14 protein-coding genes are annotated in these 19912 nt (G+C 42.3%); 11 read left to right on the plus strand and 3 right to left on the minus strand.

Annotated elements, in window-relative coordinates; all coding sequences use genetic code 11:
* Positions 1 to 59 precede the first annotated feature (59 nt).
* Positions 60 to 698: a LysE family transporter gene (locus F8N35_RS08745; RefSeq protein ID WP_293051476.1), complete on the plus strand. Its 639-nt coding sequence runs from the start codon at positions 60 to 62 to the stop codon at positions 696 to 698.
* A gap of 2 nt (positions 699 to 700) precedes the next feature.
* Here the strand turns inward: F8N35_RS08745 and kdsA are convergent, their stop codons facing one another.
* Positions 701 to 1498 carry a 3-deoxy-8-phosphooctulonate synthase gene (gene kdsA / locus F8N35_RS08750; RefSeq protein ID WP_293051939.1) on the minus strand — a complete coding sequence of 266 codons (798 nt, stop codon included), beginning with the start codon at positions 1496 to 1498 and terminating at the stop codon, positions 701 to 703.
* A gap of 29 nt (positions 1499 to 1527) precedes the next feature.
* On the minus strand, positions 1528 to 2025 hold the full coding sequence (locus tag F8N35_RS08755; protein ID WP_293051479.1) for a GtrA family protein: 498 nt from the start codon (positions 2023 to 2025) through the stop codon (positions 1528 to 1530).
* 149 nt (positions 2026 to 2174) lie between these two features.
* Between F8N35_RS08755 and rsmA the strand changes: the two genes are divergently transcribed.
* The 6 genes from rsmA to F8N35_RS08785 all read left to right on the plus strand — a co-directional run bounded on the left by rsmA (position 2175) and on the right by F8N35_RS08785 (position 15164).
* The gene (rsmA, locus tag F8N35_RS08760) at positions 2175 to 2948 is read left to right on the plus strand and encodes a 16S rRNA (adenine(1518)-N(6)/adenine(1519)-N(6))-dimethyltransferase RsmA (protein WP_293051482.1); all 774 of its coding nucleotides are present in this window, start codon (positions 2175 to 2177) and stop codon (positions 2946 to 2948) included.
* Positions 2949 to 2993: 45 nt separating this feature from the next.
* Positions 2994 to 3164: a CorA family divalent cation transporter gene (locus F8N35_RS08765; RefSeq protein WP_293051485.1), complete on the plus strand. Its 171-nt coding sequence runs from the start codon at positions 2994 to 2996 to the stop codon at positions 3162 to 3164.
* Between the two features lie 380 nt (positions 3165 to 3544).
* The gene (ruvA, locus tag F8N35_RS08770) at positions 3545 to 4129 is read left to right on the plus strand and encodes a Holliday junction branch migration protein RuvA (protein ID WP_293051488.1); all 585 of its coding nucleotides are present in this window, start codon (positions 3545 to 3547) and stop codon (positions 4127 to 4129) included.
* Between the two features lie 37 nt (positions 4130 to 4166).
* The gene (gene sprA, locus F8N35_RS08775; protein WP_293051490.1) at positions 4167 to 11609 is read left to right on the plus strand and encodes a cell surface protein SprA; all 7443 of its coding nucleotides are present in this window, start codon (positions 4167 to 4169) and stop codon (positions 11607 to 11609) included.
* Positions 11610 to 12007: 398 nt separating this feature from the next.
* A complete protein-coding gene (locus tag F8N35_RS08780; RefSeq protein ID WP_293051492.1) occupies positions 12008 to 14203 on the plus strand; it encodes a gliding motility-associated C-terminal domain-containing protein in 2196 nt (731 codons plus the stop codon).
* Positions 14204 to 14261: 58 nt separating this feature from the next.
* Complete coding sequence (locus F8N35_RS08785) at positions 14262 to 15164, plus strand: PorP/SprF family type IX secretion system membrane protein (RefSeq protein WP_293051494.1); 903 nt, start codon at positions 14262 to 14264, stop codon at positions 15162 to 15164.
* Here F8N35_RS08785 and F8N35_RS08790 read toward each other — a convergent pair.
* Complete coding sequence (locus tag F8N35_RS08790) at positions 15161 to 16252, minus strand: DNA replication/repair protein RecF (RefSeq protein ID WP_293051497.1); 1092 nt, start codon at positions 16250 to 16252, stop codon at positions 15161 to 15163. The two genes, F8N35_RS08785 and F8N35_RS08790, sit on opposite strands and share 4 nt — an antisense overlap.
* Before the next feature lie 142 nt (positions 16253 to 16394).
* Here F8N35_RS08790 and F8N35_RS08795 point away from each other — a divergent pair, with 142 nt between their 5' ends.
* The 4 genes from F8N35_RS08795 to F8N35_RS08810 all read left to right on the plus strand — a co-directional run bounded on the left by F8N35_RS08795 (position 16395) and on the right by F8N35_RS08810 (position 19912).
* Positions 16395 to 17297, plus strand: coding sequence for an ABC transporter ATP-binding protein (locus F8N35_RS08795; RefSeq protein WP_293051499.1), 903 nt, complete (start codon positions 16395 to 16397; stop codon positions 17295 to 17297).
* 7 nt (positions 17298 to 17304) lie between these two features.
* Complete coding sequence (locus F8N35_RS08800; RefSeq protein ID WP_293051942.1) at positions 17305 to 17661, plus strand: four helix bundle protein; 357 nt, start codon at positions 17305 to 17307, stop codon at positions 17659 to 17661.
* 54 nt (positions 17662 to 17715) lie between these two features.
* Positions 17716 to 19026: an ABC transporter permease gene (locus F8N35_RS08805; protein ID WP_293051501.1), complete on the plus strand. Its 1311-nt coding sequence runs from the start codon at positions 17716 to 17718 to the stop codon at positions 19024 to 19026.
* A gap of 73 nt (positions 19027 to 19099) precedes the next feature.
* The gene (locus F8N35_RS08810) at positions 19100 to 19912 is read left to right on the plus strand and encodes a hypothetical protein (RefSeq protein WP_293051503.1); all 813 of its coding nucleotides are present in this window, start codon (positions 19100 to 19102) and stop codon (positions 19910 to 19912) included.

The raw sequence follows: 19912 nt of genomic DNA on the forward strand, positions 1-19912 counted from the left end.
AAACGATTGTTTTTAGCCCACCCCACCGAAAATTGCAAAAAATTACCGATATTTGCAGGATGTTTGATATTATCTGGAAAGGCATAATTATCGGTATTTGCGTATCTGCGCCTATGGGCCCTATAGGTGTATTATGTATTCAACGCACCTTAAATCGAGGCAAATACTATGGCATCGCTACCGGTTTAGGAGCAACTGCCTCTGACTTGCTTTATGCTATTGTAACCGGATATGGTATGAGTTTTGTGGTTGATTTTCTGCAATTACACAAATTTGCTATTCAAATTGCAGGAAGTATACTTGTGCTCGCCTTCGGATTTTATCTTTCCAGGAGCAATCCTGTCCGTCAGCTCTCAAAAACATCAGAAGCCAAAGAGAGCTATATGCAGGATTTCGTTACTTCGTTTGCTCTGACGGTAACCAACCCCGTGATTATCTTCTTATTTATGGCTCTTTATGCCCGTTTCAGCTTCATTGCGGCATCCACTCAATTCGGACAAGCTGTAATCGGATTTTCGAGCATTCTTGTCGGAGCCTGCATCTGGTGGTTTTTCCTTACCAGCATCGTCAATGTATTCCGCAACAAATTCAATGTCAGAGGATTGAGATGGGTAAACATTATCACCGGCAGCATCATCATGATCATCGCGGTCATTGGTGTTATAATGACACTTGCCGGCGACGAATTTATCCACTAAAATCAGAGCACCTGCCTGATAGCAACCAGTTTTTCAAGCAATCCTTCCAGTCTGTCCAGTTGCAGCATATTCGCGCCATCCGATTTTGCGTTCCATGGTTCGGGATGCGTTTCAATAAACAAACCATCCACTCCAACCGCCACTCCAGCCTTGGCCATCGTTTCTATCATTTCAGGCTGACCGCCGGTAACACCGGACGACTGATTGGGTTGTTGCAATGAATGGGTAATATCCAGAATAACAGGAAAACCCGTTTTCTGCATTACCGGAATAGAACGAAAATCGACAACCAAATCCTGATATCCGAAGGTCGTTCCCCTTTCCGTCAGCATCACTTTATCGTTACCGGAATCGATCACCTTTTGTGCTGCAAATTGCATAGCATCAGGCGAAAGAAACTGTCCTTTTTTAATATTGATCCATTTCTGAGTTTTAGCAGCGGCAGCAAGCAATTCGGTCTGGCGACAAAGAAATGCCGGAATTTGCAGTACATCAGCATATTCAGCAGCCAATATGGCCTCTTGTTCGGTATGAATATCCGTCACCACCGGAATATCGAATTCACGTCCTACTTTTTGAAGTATTTTCAGCGCTTTTTCATCACCGATACCGGTAAATGAATCTATTCGTGAGCGGTTTGCCTTTCTGTAAGAACCCTTAAAAACGTACGGAATTCGGAGCCGGTCGCAAATAGTCACAATCCGCTCGGCAATAGACAAAGCCATCTCTTCACCTTCAATAACACAAGGGCCGGCCAACAGGAAAAAATTTCCCGAATCATAATTTTTTAGACGTGGAATATTCATGATAATCAATCAATAAAGAGGACTCACAATCGTTTCGAGAATGTAAAATAATGCTGCAAAAAATAACTTAACACAGCACAGAAAATAGATATAATCACATTAGATGGAGAGGGATACAACCCCAAAACCTCCACCAAAAGCTTTAACCCAAGATAATTGATAAGGATATTGGCTCCGGTAACCATGCCATAGCGCACCAACTGAACTCGCCCACGCAGGGCTGATCCCTGAAAACTGACATATTTTCCAAGCAAAAACCCGGATGCAAATGTAATTGGGAAAGTAAACACAAAAGCTGCTATGTGAGGCGTCATAGCCAAATACCTCAAATAAACGACCTCCTTTTCAAAAACAAAATTATAGAGAACAAAATACAACACCCACCCAAAAACAAGATTAGCCGAGCCGCTAAAAGCATACCGAAAAAGTGATTGAGGGATTATACTCCGAATAGGTTTTATATAAAAGAAGTCAATAAAGTGAATGATATACTTACGAAGCGTTATGGCTATTTTCCTCATCTCTAAACTTTTGATTGTCGTTTTGCTTTTTTAGCACAACTTTAGGTTATCTAATCATTTATGGGTAAATTTGCATACCAGAAACAGTGTACAAATATACGCTTTTCTGCCGGTTTTAGTCTAATTTATTAACACGGAGCAGCCTCCTCATGAATTACGTAAAAGCAAAAAAACATTTGGGCCAACACTTCCTTAAGGATTTATCTATTGCCCAACGCATTGCCTCCAGCATATCTCCGGAGGAAACGACAAATATTCTTGAAATAGGCCCTGGCACCGGCGTCCTTACCCAGTTTTTGCTTCAGAACCCTTTGATGCAGCTCACCGCTATTGAAATAGATTCAGAATCTGTCGTTTACTTACAAGAACATTTCCCGAAGCTATCTTTAATCGAGGGCGATTTTCTAAATTATGACATAGACTCGCTTTTTGGCGGGGCTCCATTCTGCATCATCGGTAATTTTCCTTACAACATTTCGAGTCAGATTTTTTTCAAAGCGCTTGAATATAAAGATCGCATTCCGGTGATTGCCGGCATGTTGCAAAAAGAAGTTGCCGAGCGTCTTGCATCGCCTCCGGGCAACAAGAGTTACGGCATCCTGAGTGTTTTCCTTCAGGCATATTATGATATAGAATACCTGTTTACCGTTTCGGAACACGTCTTCGATCCACCGCCCAAGGTAAAATCAGGGGTAATCCGACTGAAACGTAACAAAGTAGAAAAGCTCGACTGCGATGAGAAACTATTTATCGCTGTGGTGAAAGCCGGATTCAATCAACGAAGAAAAACCCTCCGGAATGCACTCAGAAACCTGCACAACAATCCACAGGCAACGCATCCTTTACTGGAAAAACGAGCAGAACAGCTGGATGTTGCCTCTTTTGTGGAGCTAACCAACTGGGTTGCATCAATCAGACTATAAGACATCAATTCTCTGTTGAATACACACGATTCAACTTTGATCGCCTTGACTTCCTTCAGGATACCTTATATGGGGCTTGTCAATACCCAACAGAATCAGATCATTAAAATATTTAATATCCTGATGGTAATCTTCATGACCCCAACGTTAATTGCACGCATCTACGGTATGAATTTCATTCTCCTGCCCGGATCTCAAACGACAGATGGTTTTTGAGGATGTATTTTCCTGATGATCATGACGGTAGTCGTTATTCTGTTCTATTTTAGATGGGAAAAATGGCAATAATAAGACTCTCGCAATAAATCAACATACTCAGCCCATTCGCAATTCCAGCCATTTTCATTCGAAGCCAATAACCTTAAAGCAAAAAAGCCGATAATTTCAACAAACATCATTCGGTTCAAGTTTCATTCCACTATAAAGTTACCAGAATTAAATTTGTTTTTTCCGTTTAACAAAAAAGCAATTATTTAAGATCGAATATCATAAAAAACCATTATTTTTGTAGACATTACGTACTACAAACATTCTTTTTACGTTTACAACTAATAAGTTGTAAAGACACAACATCTTAAATTTCAGAACCAAATTCAATGATTGATTATATTAAGGGAAAAATAGCAGAACTAACCCCCACATCGGCCACAATCGAAACCGGAGGTATCGGTTACCTGGTACACATTTCCCTGACTACCTATTCAGCCCTTGAAAATAAGGAAAGTGCTCAAATCTATGTTTACGAAGCTATCAGAGAGGACGCTCACTTACTTTTTGGCTTTTTCACCAAAGAAGAGCGCGAAATGTTCTTGTTACTGATTTCGGTATCGGGCATTGGAGCCAATACTGCCAGAATGATACTATCCTCACTATCAATCAGCGAGCTTCAGCAGCATATTGCTCAGGATAATGTAACAGCCATTAAAAGCATTAAGGGCATAGGTTTAAAAACAGCGCAACGGGTAATCATTGACCTGAAAGACAAAATAGGCAGGGTAAACGGTGAGGCTAAAATTGCCGGAACCGAATCGTATTCTTCTGTAAAACAAGAGGCTGCTCAGGCTTTGATGATGCTGGGTTTTCAACAGGCAGCTATCAGCAAAGCATTAGAGAAGATCTTTGCCGGCTCACCGTCATTGACGATTGAACAGGCCATAAAACAGGCTCTTAAATTGCTATAGTCTATCATTTTAAGATTCACTTAACAGAATCCTGACTGTGATCAAAAAAATATTACTCTTCATATTTACTCTCTGTTTTATTGCCATTTCTGCGCTTCCGGTGGCCGGATTGCAACAATCAGGGCAAAAAACAGAGCCTTCAGTTTCCCGTGATCATAACAATGAAAATGGGAAAGATTCTTCTTTATTATTCCCTGTCAAACCAACATCTTCAGTCGGTGTAGCCGACATGGAAAATCGCCGTCCGATGGATCTGAAAGATCCTGACAACGTAAAATCAACCGTAGTATACGACCCGGTAACAGGCTTATATCTGGTGTACACCAAAGTAGGTTCGATGGACATTGCCACCCCAATCTCCATGACATCTCAGGAATATCAGGACTATACTTTGCGAACATCCATGCAATCGTACTGGAGACAACGTAATGATTCCGTACAAAAAACCGAGGATTCCAAGTTTGCACTTACCGACATGAAATTCAGTCTTGGTCCGGCCGACAAATTGTTTGGACCGGGCGGTGTTCAGGTTAAAATGCAGGGATCGACAGAACTTGGATTCGGTGTCCGTGCCCACACCATTGACAATCCGATTTATCCGTACAGAATGCGCAGGCCGTCTCCCTCTTTCGATTTCAACGAAAAAATACAGCTGAATGTAAACGGGAAAGTCGGCGATAAAGTCAATCTTAACCTCAATTACAATACTGAAGCGTCTTTCGATTTTGATCAGAAAATGATCAAACTAGGATACACAGGCAAAGAAGACGAGATTGTAAAAAAAATCGAAGCCGGGAATGTAAGCCTTCCACTCAACAGCTCCCTGATTACGGGAAGCTCAGCTCTGTTCGGGATTAAAACGGAATTACAATTCGGTAAATTAAACGTGGTCGCTGTAGCTTCTCAGCAACAGTCGCAAACCAAAACAGTGAGTTCGAAAGGTGGCGTACAAACAACCAAATTCAATTTTGCAGCCGATAAATACGATGCCAACAGGCACTTCTTTCTGTCACAATACTTTCGCAACAACTTCGACAAATGGATGAACAATCTACCATATGTCACATCGGGAATAACCATCAACCGGATAGAGGTCTGGGTAACAAATAAACGTAGTGACTTTACTCAGGCCAGAAACATTGTTGCTTTTTCCGACCTGGGAGAAACGACAAACCTCTCGAACCCTCACTGGACGGCTTCCGGCTCGAAATATCCGTCTAATTCAACGAACACTTTGTACGGAGAAGTCACCGCTCTTTCCGGCATCCGCGACATCCAAAATTCCAACGCGATTTTGGATGCAACCTACGGTTCTATGGGAATTATAGGAAGCCGTGATTACGAAAAAATTGAAAGCGCCCGTAAACTGGACGCATCAGAATACATCTTCAACAAGAGCCTTGGATACGTCTCTCTGCGCAATGCACTAAATGCAGATGAAGTGTTGGCTGTCGCTTATGAATATACGGCAGGAGGAAAAACATATCAGGTAGGAGAATTCTCTTCCGATCCGATTGAAGCGCCTAAAGCGCTCATGGTGAAATTGATTAAAAACACTAACCTTTCACCTGCGGTTCCTCTCTGGAAGTTGATGATGAAAAACGTTTACAACGTAGGCGCATCTCAAATGCAGAAAGAAAAGTTCAAGCTCAACGTGATGTACGAGAGCGATTCTACCGGAATTAATGTTTCATACATCAACGAAGGCATCATAAAAGGCCAGCAATTGACCCGTGTATTGAACCTGGATAACCTCGATTCGAAGAACGAAGCACATCCTGATGGCAACTTCGATTATGTGGAAGGATACACCGCAGTTTCGGATGGCGGGAGAATTATTTTTCCTGTAGTAGAGCCCTTCGGTAGTTATCTTGCAACAAAAATAGGGAATCCTGCAATTGCCAAAAAATATGTTTATCAGGAGCTATACGACTCTACCCTGACAACGGCTCAACAATACAGCTCCAAGAACAAATTCAGGCTGGTAGGAGAATACAAGGGCACCTCCGGTTCTCAAATACAGCTGAATGCCATGAACATTCCGAGAGGATCGGTAGTGGTTACTGCCGGAGGAAAAACATTGGTTGAAAATCAGGATTACACCGTTGACTATATGATGGGAACGGTAGACATCATCAACCAGAGCATCCTGGCATCCGGTACCAATGTCAATGTAAAACTGGAAAATCAATCCATGTTTGACCTGCAACGCAAAACCCTGATTGGCACGCACCTGGAATACGCTTTCAGCAAAGATTTTTCGATCGGGGGAACTATCATGCACCTTTCGGAATTACCCCTCACTCAGAAAGTTGCTTACGGGAGCGATCCTATTTCAAATACAATTTGGGGGTTGAACACTTCTTACAGAACAGAGTCTTTATGGCTAACAAACCTGCTGAATAAGATCCCGTTACTCAACCTGACAAAACCATCATACCTGAGTGTAAATGCTGAATTTGCGCAACTTATTGCCGGGCATCCCAATTCAGTATCAAAAAAAGGAGAGGTTTTTATAGACGACTTTGAAGGCACCAAAACAGACATAGAACTGGCTTATCCCTATAACTGGTTCCTCGCCAGCACACCTCTTGATTTGTCTTCTTCAGCGTTATTTCCGGAAGCGACTCTGAACAACAATGTAAACTACGGAAAAAACAGAGCGATGATGAGTTGGTTTGTCGTTGACCAAACCGTATTTTCAGGAACATCGTCATTGACACCTGACTATATCAGAAACAACAAAGATTTACAATCCAACAATTTAACCCGGCAGGTTCTTGAACAGGAGATTTTCCCCAACAGAGAATCTTTGTATGGAACAACGTCGTATTTACCGGTTCTGAATGTATCTTACTACCCTACTGAACGCGGACCTTACAACGTTGACGTAATGCCGACCAGCTACAGCAAAGGTATTGACGCCAACGGCAAACTGAAAGAACCCAAAAGCCGGTGGGGCGGGATTATGCGAAAGCTGGAAACGACTGATTTTGAATCATCCAACATCGAATATATCGACTTCTGGATGATGGATCCGTTTGTGAACGACACGCTGAGTAAAAGTACCGGCGGGGATCTTTACTTCAACCTTGGAGATCTTTCCGAAGACATACTTAAAGACGGCAAGAAATTCTTTGAAAACGGTCTTTCTGCTCTTGGAGATACAACCAATACCACACGGACTGTATGGGGTCGCGTTCCTACTTTACAATCGACGGTTCTGGCATTTGACAACAGTTCAAGTGCCCGTCAGTATCAGGATGTGGGACTTGACGGTCTGTCAACAACTAGTGAGTTTTCGTTCCCCACATACAAAAATTATGTTGACCAGTTGAAAACGGTTGTCTCAGCAGCAACATTACGTCAGTGGCAAAATGACCCGTTCTCCCCGATAAACGACCCCGCAGGAGACAATTATCGAAGCTACCGCAATCCGGCTTACAATGCCACTCAAAGTTCCGTTCTGAACAGATACAAGCATTACAACGGTACGGAAGGAAACTCTACGGATGATGGCACAACCACCAACTATTCTTCTGCGGCTACTTCGTTACCCGACGTGGAGGATTTGAATCAGGACAACACACTGAATCAGTATGAAAATTACTATCAGTATAAAGTTTCTCTGCGTCGCACAGACTTACAGGTGGGCAGCAATTATCTGGTGGATAAAATTACGCCAACCGTAACGCTGAAAAATGGCAAACAGACCAAGGTAAGCTGGTTCCATTTCAAAATTCCTATCCGTGACTATCAGAAAAAAATAGGTTCCATCAGCGATTTCAAGTCCATCCGCTTCATGAGGATGTTTATGACGAATTTCGAAGACTCAACCTTCCTGCGCTTTGGAACATTGAATCTGGTAAAAGGAGACTGGAGAACCTATACTCAAAAGCTATACACGTCGGGCAGTACTCCTTCCGTTTCGGGAGATCTTGACGTGGGTGCCGTAAATATTGAAGAAGATGCTAACCGCGTGCCGGTGAACTACGTATTACCTCCGGGTGTTACGCGACAAGTTGACCCAAGCCAGCCCCAGATTCGTCAGGAAAACGAGCAATCTATAACACTGAAAGTTAACAACCTGGCAACAAATGATGCGCGCGCCATCTACAAAAACACGAATTATGACATGCGTCAGTACAAGCGTATTCATATGTTTGCCCACGCACAAAAAGTATCGGACGATAACTCGAACCTGAAAGATTACGAGTTGACAGCGTTTATCCGTTTGGGATCTGACTTTACGAACAACTATTACGAATATGAAATTCCGCTGAAACTGACGGATGCAGGACATTATCAGCAAAGCAGCGATAAAGATCGCGCTACGGTTTGGCCATCCGACAACGAGTTTGACATCGCATTGAAGGTATTGACCAACCTGAAAAAACAAAGAAATGCCGAAAGGGGAACAAATTCAAGCATTACATTAACAACCCCGTATTCATATTACGACCCATCAAATCCCAAAAACAAAGTAACTGTTCTTGGAAATCCGAGCCTTGCCGACGTCCAGTCTGTTATGATTGGTGTCAGAAACAACAGTCGCGCCATAAAGAACGGAGAAGTGTGGTTTGATGAATTTAGCCTTAACGACTTTGAAGAAGGTGGAGGCTGGGCCGGAACGGCAAATGCATCAGTGGCTCTCTCTGATCTGGGAATGATCAACGCGTCAGGAAAATTCGTCACAGCCGGTTTCGGAAGCATCGAACAAAATATTCTTGGCCGCAGTCTGGATAATGAGTATCAATACAATATATCTACCACTGTCCAGCTTGGCAAGTTCTTCCCGGAAAAAGCGAAGGTAAATATTCCGGTCTTTTTCTCTACTTCAAACGAAATTATACGTCCGAAATACAATCCGCTGGATGGTGACATTTTGTTGTCTGATGCATTGAAAGCTGCGATTACGAAGGCTCAACGAGACTCTATCTTATCGTTTGCCCAAACCCGTCATACCACAACAAGCTTTAACATCACAAACGCCCGTGTTGACATAAGGAGTAAAACACCTCAGCTGTACGACCCGGCCAACTTCTCATTTTCATACGCTTACAATCATTCCAGCGATAAAAGCCCGGATGTAATTTACAGTTATTCGAATGATTACCGTGGGGCATTCAGCTATATATACAACACGATGCCAAAACCGTGGGAACCATTTAAAAACGTAAAAGCCCTGAGGTCACCGTTGCTAAAGCTAATAAGCGACTTTAACATCAATCTCATCCCGAGTCAGATTGCGTACAATACCAATATTACCCGTACCTATTCTCAGACTCAGGCACGTGACTATGACGTAATCAATGCCGGTGGAGTACAAGACAAAAGAGATCTGATGACGTTTAGCCGTGATTTCCTTTGGGACAGAAGGTTTGACGTTAAACTCGACCTTACGAGAGGTTTGTCATTTACATTCTCATCCAGCACAAACTCACGCATCGACGAGCCATATGTTCCGGTTGACAAGAACCTCTTCCCCGATGAATACAAAGTCTGGAAAGACTCGATCAAACATAGCCTTGCGAACCTTGGTCGTCCGTTGTTGTACCAACAGATGTTCACGGCAAACTACACTCTACCAATCAACAAATTACCTTATCTGGACTTCACCACAGCGCGAATCCAGTACACGGCGAATTATGACTGGCAAACCGGTGTAACAACGGCATCCAAACTGAATGTTGGAAACACCATCAGCAGTACAGCTCAAACACAGTCTGATGCTCAGTTTAATTTCGAAATGCTTTACAACAAGATCAAATTCCTGAGCGACATTAACAAGAAGTTCTCCTCCGGCAACAGAGTACAACAGTATCGGCCACGATCTTTCAGGCAAAACATAACCATTGAAAAAGATAAGCCATTAAGGTTGACGCACCGTCTGAATTCGACCAAATTCACGATCACTGCAATGGATAGTCTCGGAAAACCGGTTAATCTGAAATACAAACTGGTAGATGCGAACACAATTGAAATAGCTCCACTTGCAAAACGTGTAAATGCAAGCGTCAATATCAGTACGCAAAATCCAAATGATGCGGGAGTTTCCCGTCAATTGGTAGACTATGCCGTTCGTACTTTAATGATGATCCGCAGAGGTAGCATCTCTTACCGGTACAGCCAAAACCTGACATTACCAGGTTTTGCCGGCACAAGCAAATGGTTCGGACAGTCTACATTAATGGGAACAACAGCGCCGGGTGTAGATTTCAGCCTTGGCTTCTTTGACAAAGGCTTTGTTTCTAAAGCTCTGGATAGAGGATGGTTAATTTCGAATGACACCGTAATCAATCCGGCCACTTTTGCAACCACCAAAGATTTTGAAGCGCGGTTGAATCTTGAACCTCTGCCGGGACTCAAAATTGACCTTGCTCAAAAATGGTTCCAGGCCGGACAAACGTCGATGGAATTTATGTATAAAGGAATGCCAACTACTTTCACCGGCAGTTTCCACATGAGTTACATCGCTATTGGCACATTCTTCAAAAGCAGTGGAAACGCGACTAATGGGTTCAGTTCCGAAATCTATCGAAAATTCAAATCCAACAGAGCTGAAGTTACCCGTTTGATTGAGCAGAAATATGCCGGACAACGCTATCCTAATTCCGGTTTTATGGAAGGAAATGTATTAGCAGGAGCAACCTACGATTCGAAAAACGGAAGTGTCAATCCGAATTCGGCAGATGTATTGATTCCTGCATTTCTTGCAGCATACGGAGGCCATTCGGTTTCGGGCAACAAGTTGGGATTGTTCCCGTCGCTTTTACAGTCGCTCCCGAACTGGCGCATTTCATTCGACGGACTATCAACGATTCCAATCGTAGCCAAATACCTGAAATCTTTAACGTTAAACCATGCTTACAACTGTGATTACACAATTGCCGCATACACCTCTTATTCCAACTGGGCAAGCAACGGCAGCATGGGGTTCATCAAAGATGTCACCACCGGCAACCCGATTCCGTCTTCGCAATACAATATCGGTTCGGTAACCCTTACAGAAGCCTTCATGCCTTTGATTGGTGTAGATGCAGCTCTGAAGAACAGCTTGTCAACGCGTCTAATGTACAACACTCAGCGCAATCTCAGCCTCAATATTACCAGTGCCCAGATTATGGAAATTCTGAGCAAGGAATGGGTTATTGGCTTGGGTTATATGATTAAGGATTTCAACCTGATTCTGAAAATGAAGAATAAGCAATCGAAAGTAAAGAACGACCTTACACTGCGATGCGATTTTTCGGTACGCGACACCAAGAGCCTGATGCGTAACATTGAAAGCGACAACGTTCAACCCACAGACGGAGGAACAACAACGACCATCAAAGTATCGGGCGATTACGTATTCAGTTCAATGATCAACATTAAGCTTTATTACGACCGCAACATGAGCAACCCTCTTATATCAACGTCCTATCCGATGTCAACAACCAACTTCGGAGTTACCTTCAAGTTCTTGCTGACAAGATAAAAATTAGGATCTAAAACAGGATAAAAAAAGAGACTGCCTCAAAAAAAAAAAGAGACAGTCTCTTTTTTTTAAGGCACAAGATATATATATATACATCAAGCTCTTTGGGTGTAATCCACTTTTAAATTCAAAAAATTCATATTAACTTAATTTTAACTGTTTTTAAAACCATTAAATTTGTTGACTTAAATTATCTATTTAACTTTGACCTGTTTTTTTTTAATGTTTTTATATTATCTCAAATTCAATAAGTAGCATCTCTTAAATTTTATAATAAAATCAGAATAGTCTGGATGTAGTTACTTTTCAATCGCAGCAAAAGTTAATCGGAATTAATCAGACTTAGCTAATTACGAGCAAACCAAACTATACGACCTTTTTACCCAAATCATGTGCATATGAATCCAGCCAGAGTCCTTGTTGTATTAATGTTCAATCTATATTGCATTCATCACATTTCTGCAGCAGGGTCATTCAATACTCAATTATTAAACGGAAATGCATTTCTGCAAAGCGATTATGTAGAAGTTGCTGTTGGTCCTTGTGGCAACTTCGCATCAACTATAGACGCTCCTACCGGCTTCCATCCGAGAGGAAATGGCATGAACAGCAGACCCAGACAGCTAGGATTCGTTGCCAATCCAGCAAAAGACAACTGGACAAAATATATCGGCGATTATTTTCTTCCCGGAACACCCGAAGAAGGATTTGGTCTCTCCATTGGAGCTTACAATTACAATAACAACCTAATTTGCTCGTTAAGTCAAATACCGGGTAGCGTCATTGATGTTCAATCTACACCTCAAGAACAATCTGCCACCTGGCAAGGATCAATAAACGGGCTAGCTATAACAGCCAAGACTTACATTCCCTCTGGTGCTATTTATTTTGTCACACAAGTTACTCTCACCAATACTACCCTATCTCCCATTGACAGTATATATTATATGCGAAACGTAGATCCGGATCAGGGAGTAAACACTCCGGGAAGCACCTATGACTATTTGACTTACAACAGTATCATTTATCAAACTCCAAACTCATGTGGTAAGGCATTAGTATCTGCTACGACAAAAAATGGAAGTGGCGAATATCTTGGATTGGGATCTATGGATGCAAGAGCAAAGGTTACAACAGGAGGTTTTAATAACAGAAATGCCAAAGCAATATGGACAGGCTATGGATTTTCACAAGCAGGAACGAATTATGCTGCCGACAATGCAATATCTATTGCTTTTAGGATTGGATCGTTAAAACCCAACGAATCTACAACATTTGCATACGCTTATATACTTAATTCAGAAGATCTTGAAAAAGCATTAGTGGCCACAAACCTCGGGCTAAACATCAACGCATCAAAACTATCTGTATGCCAAGGAGATAGCGTAACATACACCGCAGCATCTCTTGTAAAAGCCACAAGTCCTGTCTACGAATGGAAAATCAACGGAACCATTGTCGGCACAAACAGTAATACTTTCTCTACAAATTCATTAGCAAACAATGATGTTCTTTCCTGCAAAATAACGGCCGCAACTGAGTGCTCTCCTGTAACTACCAGCGCGACTACTGACATAAAAATCAAGGTAAACCAACCCACCTTTTCAACGACCCGCGTTTCCATATGCAGAGGGGACAGTTGTCACTTTAACGGTAAAAAATATGGTGCGGCAGGGACTTATATAGCCCACATAACCAATGTTGCCGGATGCGATAGCGCTGCAACACTTATCCTGTCAATCAAAGAGCCTACCTCATCCACCACCAAGGTTTCAATATGCAAGGGTGATTCATACACTTTTAACGGAAAAGCATATAACCTGGCCGGAAGCTACACCGCTCATCTGACCAATAGCGTCGGATGCGACAGCGCTGCAACACTTATCCTGACAATCAAAGAACCTACCACCTCTACAACCAAAGTCTCTATATGTAGGGGAGATACTTATAAATTTAACGGAGTCAATTATACAGCAGCCGGCACATTCGTTGCGCATCTCACAAATTCAGTAGGCTGCGACAGTGCTGCTGTTCTGGAACTTTCCCTAAAAGAACCATCCAGCTCAACAACCAATTCTTCTTATTGCCGGGGCGATACGTACATGTTTGCCGGATTTGCTTATAACGCCGCCGGAACTTATCTTGTACATCTCACAAATGCGGTAGGATGTGACAGTGCCGCCACCTTAGTATTAAAAGAGTTGCCTGTATATTACAAAGAGCAGACTCTCCACATGTTCAAAGGAGATTCATATAAAATTAACGGGCATATATACGCCGATAACGGAGACTATACCGATACTTTCAAAACTATTGACGGATGTGACAGTGTGATCGTGTCTCATTTGTATACATCGGTCATCCCCAATACCATTTCCCCTAATGGCGATGGCGTAAACGACGTATTTCTGAAAGGACTCCACGTTAAAATATACAACCGAAACGGTTTATTGCTCCACGAAGGATATGATGGTTGGGATGGGAAGTTTAATGGGAGACCGGTTGCAAGAGACACTTACTTTTATATAGTCTATTATGAATATGCAACTGAAACAAAAACGAAAGAGGGTTATGTTGTTGTCGCGAAGCAATAGCCTATAGTAAAAAAGCAATAAAGCAAAGCTCTTTACGCCCCCGACAAAGCATCATGTCATGAAAAAAATTTTACAATTCATTGCGCTCATTTTCATATCACTATCCTGTATGGCACAGTCTAATATCCGACTGAACCATTATTGGGAAAACCCCTATTATATTACCCCGGCTTATATCAACACGCAATATCCAGCCGTATTCAGTATGGCCGGTCGCAAACAATGGGTCACTTTTGACGGAGCACCCACTACTTTCATTGCCACTGCCAATCTTTATTCCGAAGAAATGAACTCCCAGTTTGGCGCAAAAATCTTCCAGGATCAAATCGGGTACACCTCCACCACCAATTTATCTCTGTCATACACTTATGCAGTGACTCTAAACGATACATGGCGTTTACAGTTGGGAATAGCAGGAGTTTATCAAAGACTCTCCTACGATGCTTCAAAAATCATACTGGATAATAATTCCGACAATGAAGCATTCAACAATTTACAACCCGAGACATATTTCAACACTGACATTGGGGCTGAACTTGCCAGCCGGTCATTACGGGTTGGAGTTTCCAGTCAAAATTTTGCTTCGCTATTCAACAAAAACAATGCAATGGTCAACACCAATTTTTTATACGGCGCTTTTAGAACTTTCACAGAAAACCCTGTTGATTTTGGAGTGGGAGTTTGCGGCATCCAATACAGCCGGATGATTCAGACAGAATTCAATGCAACGGCATATTTTAAAACAATGAAAAATGAACCGGATAAGTTTCAGGTGGGAGCTTTCTACCGGACTCCCGGACAAATAGGTGGAATTGCCGGAATGAATATCAGTAAGGCTTTGTCGGTGTTTTACAGTTATGAATACAACTCAAGCGGCATAAAATACCACTCTTTGGGTACGCACGAAATCATGATTGTATACAAACTGAAGAAAGGGCCGGTTTGTTACTCCTGTTTCTAAAGAGTAGCAACTTCCCCGTTATCGACAAAGAAAAATTTCACCTCACAACCTGTTTCTGTTAACAGATGGTCGATATGCTCGCGGTTGGTGTCGGTGATAAATATCTGTCCGAAAGAATCGCCGGAGACAAGGGAAAGAATACGCGAAACCCGGTTGGCATCGAGCTTATCAAATATATCGTCGAGGAGCAATATGGGAGTAAGATCGGATGCCCGCTTCAGAAAGTCGAACTGGGCAAATTTGAGCGAAACCAGAAACGATTTGTTTTGCCCCTGCGACCCTACCCTCTTGATGGGATAATCACCTAACAGCATTTCCAGATCGTCTTTGTGAGTGCCTACTGTCGTGTAACCAAGAATCCGGTCACGCTCCCGCGAACGTTGCAATGACTCTTTAAAGTTTCTTTCCGCAAGCTGCGATTGGTAACGGATACTGACACGCTCGTTTTCATCCGTTATAAAATTAAATCGCGACTGAAAAATGGGTATAAATTCATTAACAAAAGCCTTCCGGGTTTCAAAAATATAGACCCCGGCTTCGGCCAGCTGTTCTTCCCAGATATCATACACCATCTCGTCGTGCATGTCGCCTTTCAAAAGGGTATTGCGTTGCAGCAAAGCCTTATTGTAACGAATTAATTCATTCAGATAACGCTTGTTGTACTGCGAAATAACGCTGTCGACAAACCGTCTTCGCTCGTCGCTCCCCTCGCTGATAAGAGCGCCATCGGCAGGCGAAATAATTACCAGAGGCAGAAAACCGATGTGATCCGAAAGCCTTTCGTACTCTTTTTTATTGAGTTTGAATTGTTTCTTTTGTCGCCGCTTCAGTCCGCAATAGATCGCCTCATCGCTGTTGCCCCGTTTATAATGCCCCTGCAACACAAAAAAATCGGCATCGTGCTTCACATTTTGCATGTCGACCGGATTGGTAAAGCTTTTGCAAAACGAAAGATAGTAGATAGCATCCAGCAGATTCGTCTTTCCCATCCCATTGTAACCAATAAAACAATTAATTTTGGACGAAAACGACAAATCGGCTTGTGTCAGGTTTTTATAATTGAGTATCGAAAGGTCTGTCAGTTGCATAAAATAAATTTGAATCCAAAATTACAAATTTTTACCGGCATAGTCAGGTTCTTTGCAGCTAAAAGTAATTCTCCTATCTTTGTTCAATATTTTCGTATATTTTTTAAGTTAAGATATTTATTCACCTCTTTTCCCTGCAAATATGTCATTTCTGGAAATTCATCGCGTAACCAAAGAGTACTCAGGATTCAAAGCGCTCAATGCAGTGAGCATGAACATTGAACAACATTCGGTTTACGGATTGCTCGGCCCAAACGGTGCGGGCAAAACCACCCTGATTCGTATTATCAACTGCATCACGGCACCAGACAGCGGAGAGATTCTCCTTGACGGCAAACGCCTGCACGCCGACGACATCAACCGTATCGGTTATCTCCCTGAAGAGAGAGGCCTCTACAAGAAGATGAAGGTGGGCGAACAGGCGCTTTATCTGGCTCAACTGAAAGGACTTTCGAAACACGATGCTATGGCCCGACTGAAAATGTGGTTCGAGAAATTCGAAATACAGGCATGGTGGAACAAAAAGGTGGAGGAACTCTCGAAAGGAATGCAGCAAAAGGTACAGTTCATCACCACGGTGCTGCACGAACCGGAACTATTGATCTTCGACGAACCTTTCAGCGGTTTCGACCCGGTAAATGCCGACCTGCTGAAACGCGAGATGCTGGCTCTCCGCGACAAAGGTGCCACCATTATTTTCTCCACGCACAACATGGAATCGGTAGAAGCGCTTTGCGACGACATTTCACTCATCAACAAATCGCAGGTGGTGCTTCAGGGCAACGTACATGAAATCAGGGAGCAATTCCGGTCGCACATCTACCGAGTTACCATTGCCGGAACCGAACAACCCGACATTGCCCGGTTGCCTTTCGAGATTCTGGCCAGCGAACAGAAAAATCGTAATACAGAATTGCGCATTCAATCTACCGGATTATCGGCTAACGAATGCCTGAAATCGATAATGGAAACACATTCTATTGTGGCCTTCGAAGAATTACTGCCCAGCATGAACGAAATCTTTATAAAAACGGTTAATGGTTAATGAAGATATGAGAGAGAATATTGTAAAAGATAAAAGTTTTGCTTTTGCTGTAAGGATTGTGAACCTCAGACGGCATCTTATTGATAGCAAAAAAGAAACTGTGTTATCCAAACAGATTTTACATAGCGGGACGAGTGTTGGAGCAATGATTCGCGAAGCTGAACATGCCGAAACAAAAAGTGATTTTAAGCATAAAATGGCAATAGCTCAAAAAGAAATTAACGAGACCATTTATTGGCTAGAACTGTTACATGCGACCGATTATATTAGCTCCGAACAATTCAGCAGCATCAACAATGATGCGATTGAACTTATCAAGCTGATAACAAGCATTCTCAAAACAACAAAATCAAACCTACAGTAATGGTTTCTTATTAACCATTAATCATTAACAATTAACCATTGATATTTAGCCATTATGAATAAAATAGGAATTATCATCCGCCGGGAATACACTACCCGTGTTGCCAAGAAGTCGTTCATCATCATGACTTTCCTTTCGCCGCTCCTCTTTGCGGCTCTTATCATGGTCCCGCTTTGGCTATCGGGCATCAAGGACAACGAAAGCAAAAAAATTGCCGTTGTCGACTTTACCAACGAGTATGGCAAGGTGCTGAAATCGGACAAACAATACGTGTTTGTGCCGGTAAAGGAACGGGTGCAAAACATTGGCAACTCGCAACTGAAGAAAGATTACTATGCCGTTCTGCTGATAAAAGGAGATCTGGTCAAGGATTCCACGGCAGCCACTCTTTATTCGGAAAAACAGGTGGGGATAGAGCTCGAATCGACCGTTTCGCGCCAACTGAGCGAATACGTGGAGAACAAGAAACTGGATGCTTACCACGTGGCGAATATCAAGCAAATGGTAGAAAAAGCCCGCACCAAAATTGATGTAACGACCATTAAGCTGGACGAGAAGGGAAACTCCAAAGTGACCTCTTCCATTGTTGCCACCATTATCGGAGGTCTCTCTACGTTCCTCATCTACATGTTTATTTTTATGTACGGAGTGCAGGTAATGCGGGGTGTGGTGGAAGAAAAAACTAACCGCATCGTGGAGGTGATTATCTCTTCCGTCAAACCTTTTGAGCTGATGATGGGCAAGATCATCGGCATCGCTTTGGTGGGGCTCACGCAATTTCTACTCTGGATAATACTCACGCTGATCATTTCCAACATTGCAGGTTTTGCGCTCTTCGGCACCAGCATTAGCAACCTGCAGGCAGGCGCGCAGCTGCAAGGTGCCTCAAACAGCGGAGCACAGCAGGCAATGATGACTGTATTTCAGGGCTTGCAGGGTATCAATCTGGTAGAAATCGTTTCTTATTTCATCTTCTATTTTCTGGGAGGATATTTGCTCTATGCCTCACTGTTTGCTGCAGTCGGCTCGGCTGTGGATAACGAAACCGACACGCAACAATTTATGATGCCCATCACCATTCCCATTCTGTTTGCTTTTTATGCTGCCATCTACAGCATCGAAAACCCCGACGGTCCGCTGGCATTCTGGTGTTCACTTATCCCCTTTACCTCGCCCATTGTGATGATGGTGCGCCTGCCGTTTGACGTTCCTTTATGGGAAAAGCTGCTATCCGTCGGATTGTTGGTCATCACTTTTATCGGCACCACCTGGCTGGCCGGAAAAATCTACCGCACGGGCATTCTGATGTACGGCAAAAAGCCTTCGTGGAAAGAGATGTGGAAATGGTTGAGGTATAAGAGTTAAAGTACACAGACAGGAAATTGAAGAATATATAGCGTAGGGCAGACAGAAAGTCAAACAACAAGAATAAAACACAATGCTACTCGACAAATTAGTACCAGTTAATTTGAGGCAGGTATGGTCTCATGAGACAACGGACTTCTCTCATTGGCTATCACAAAATGAAAATTTAGATATTCTTGGAGATGAAATTGGAATGGATCTTGACATTATCAAGAGAGAAGCTCTTGCTGGAAGATATAGAGTTGACATACTCTCAAAAGACAAACTTACTAATGAGATTGTAATAATTGAGAATCAACTTGAAAATACTGACCATTCGCATTTGGGACAACTAATAACTTACAGTTCTCATTACAACGCAAAAACTATTGTATGGGTGGTTAGAGACTTGAGAATTGAACATGAAAAAGCGATTGAATGGCTTAATAGAAACCTATCGGATGAAATAAAAATATTTCTCGTGAAGATTGAATTATTTAAGATTGGAGATTCTTTACCGGCTCCAAAATTCTCATTACTTTCAAAACCATATGGTTGGACTAATACAAGACAAAGGAAGGCTGTCGAGATCGAGAAATTTCCGGAAAATTTCGTTGATTATGAGCGAATTTGTCAGAGTATTATAAAATCGAGTCTTATTAATTTTTTGAACAAATTTGCTATTCCAGAGAAAACTTATAAAAGGAGAGAATTACTAGAAAAATATTCTTTAGATGAAAAAAATGACAGCAAATATTACATTCAACATCCGAACCAATTTAAGAAGGTCTTAATTTCTTGGGCTAAATTGAATAAACTAGTAGTGAATAAACTCCACCAAAACGAGAAACACAAAGGAGTTCATAAATCTGGTGGCGTTGAATATATTACATTTAATCAAGAATGA

It is taken from the genome of Paludibacter sp. (assembly GCF_009712605.1).
GTDB lineage: Bacteria > Bacteroidota > Bacteroidia > Bacteroidales > Paludibacteraceae > Microbacter.

Coding starts and splice junctions, on each gene's coding strand:
- F8N35_RS08745 (WP_293051476.1), top strand. CDS start 60: ATGTTTGATATTATCTGGAAAGGCATAATTATCGGTATTTGCGTATCT.
- F8N35_RS08755 (WP_293051479.1), bottom strand. CDS start 2,025: ATGAGGAAAATAGCCATAACGCTTCGTAAGTATATCATTCACTTTATT.
- rsmA (WP_293051482.1), top strand. CDS start 2,175: ATGAATTACGTAAAAGCAAAAAAACATTTGGGCCAACACTTCCTTAAG.
- ruvA (WP_293051488.1), top strand. CDS start 3,545: ATGATTGATTATATTAAGGGAAAAATAGCAGAACTAACCCCCACATCG.
- F8N35_RS08780 (WP_293051492.1), top strand. CDS start 12,008: ATGAATCCAGCCAGAGTCCTTGTTGTATTAATGTTCAATCTATATTGC.
- F8N35_RS08785 (WP_293051494.1), top strand. CDS start 14,262: ATGAAAAAAATTTTACAATTCATTGCGCTCATTTTCATATCACTATCC.
- F8N35_RS08790 (WP_293051497.1), bottom strand. CDS start 16,252: ATGCAACTGACAGACCTTTCGATACTCAATTATAAAAACCTGACACAA.
- F8N35_RS08795 (WP_293051499.1), top strand. CDS start 16,395: ATGTCATTTCTGGAAATTCATCGCGTAACCAAAGAGTACTCAGGATTC.
- F8N35_RS08800 (WP_293051942.1), top strand. CDS start 17,305: ATGAGAGAGAATATTGTAAAAGATAAAAGTTTTGCTTTTGCTGTAAGG.
- F8N35_RS08805 (WP_293051501.1), top strand. CDS start 17,716: ATGAATAAAATAGGAATTATCATCCGCCGGGAATACACTACCCGTGTT.
- F8N35_RS08810 (WP_293051503.1), top strand. CDS start 19,100: ATGCTACTCGACAAATTAGTACCAGTTAATTTGAGGCAGGTATGGTCT.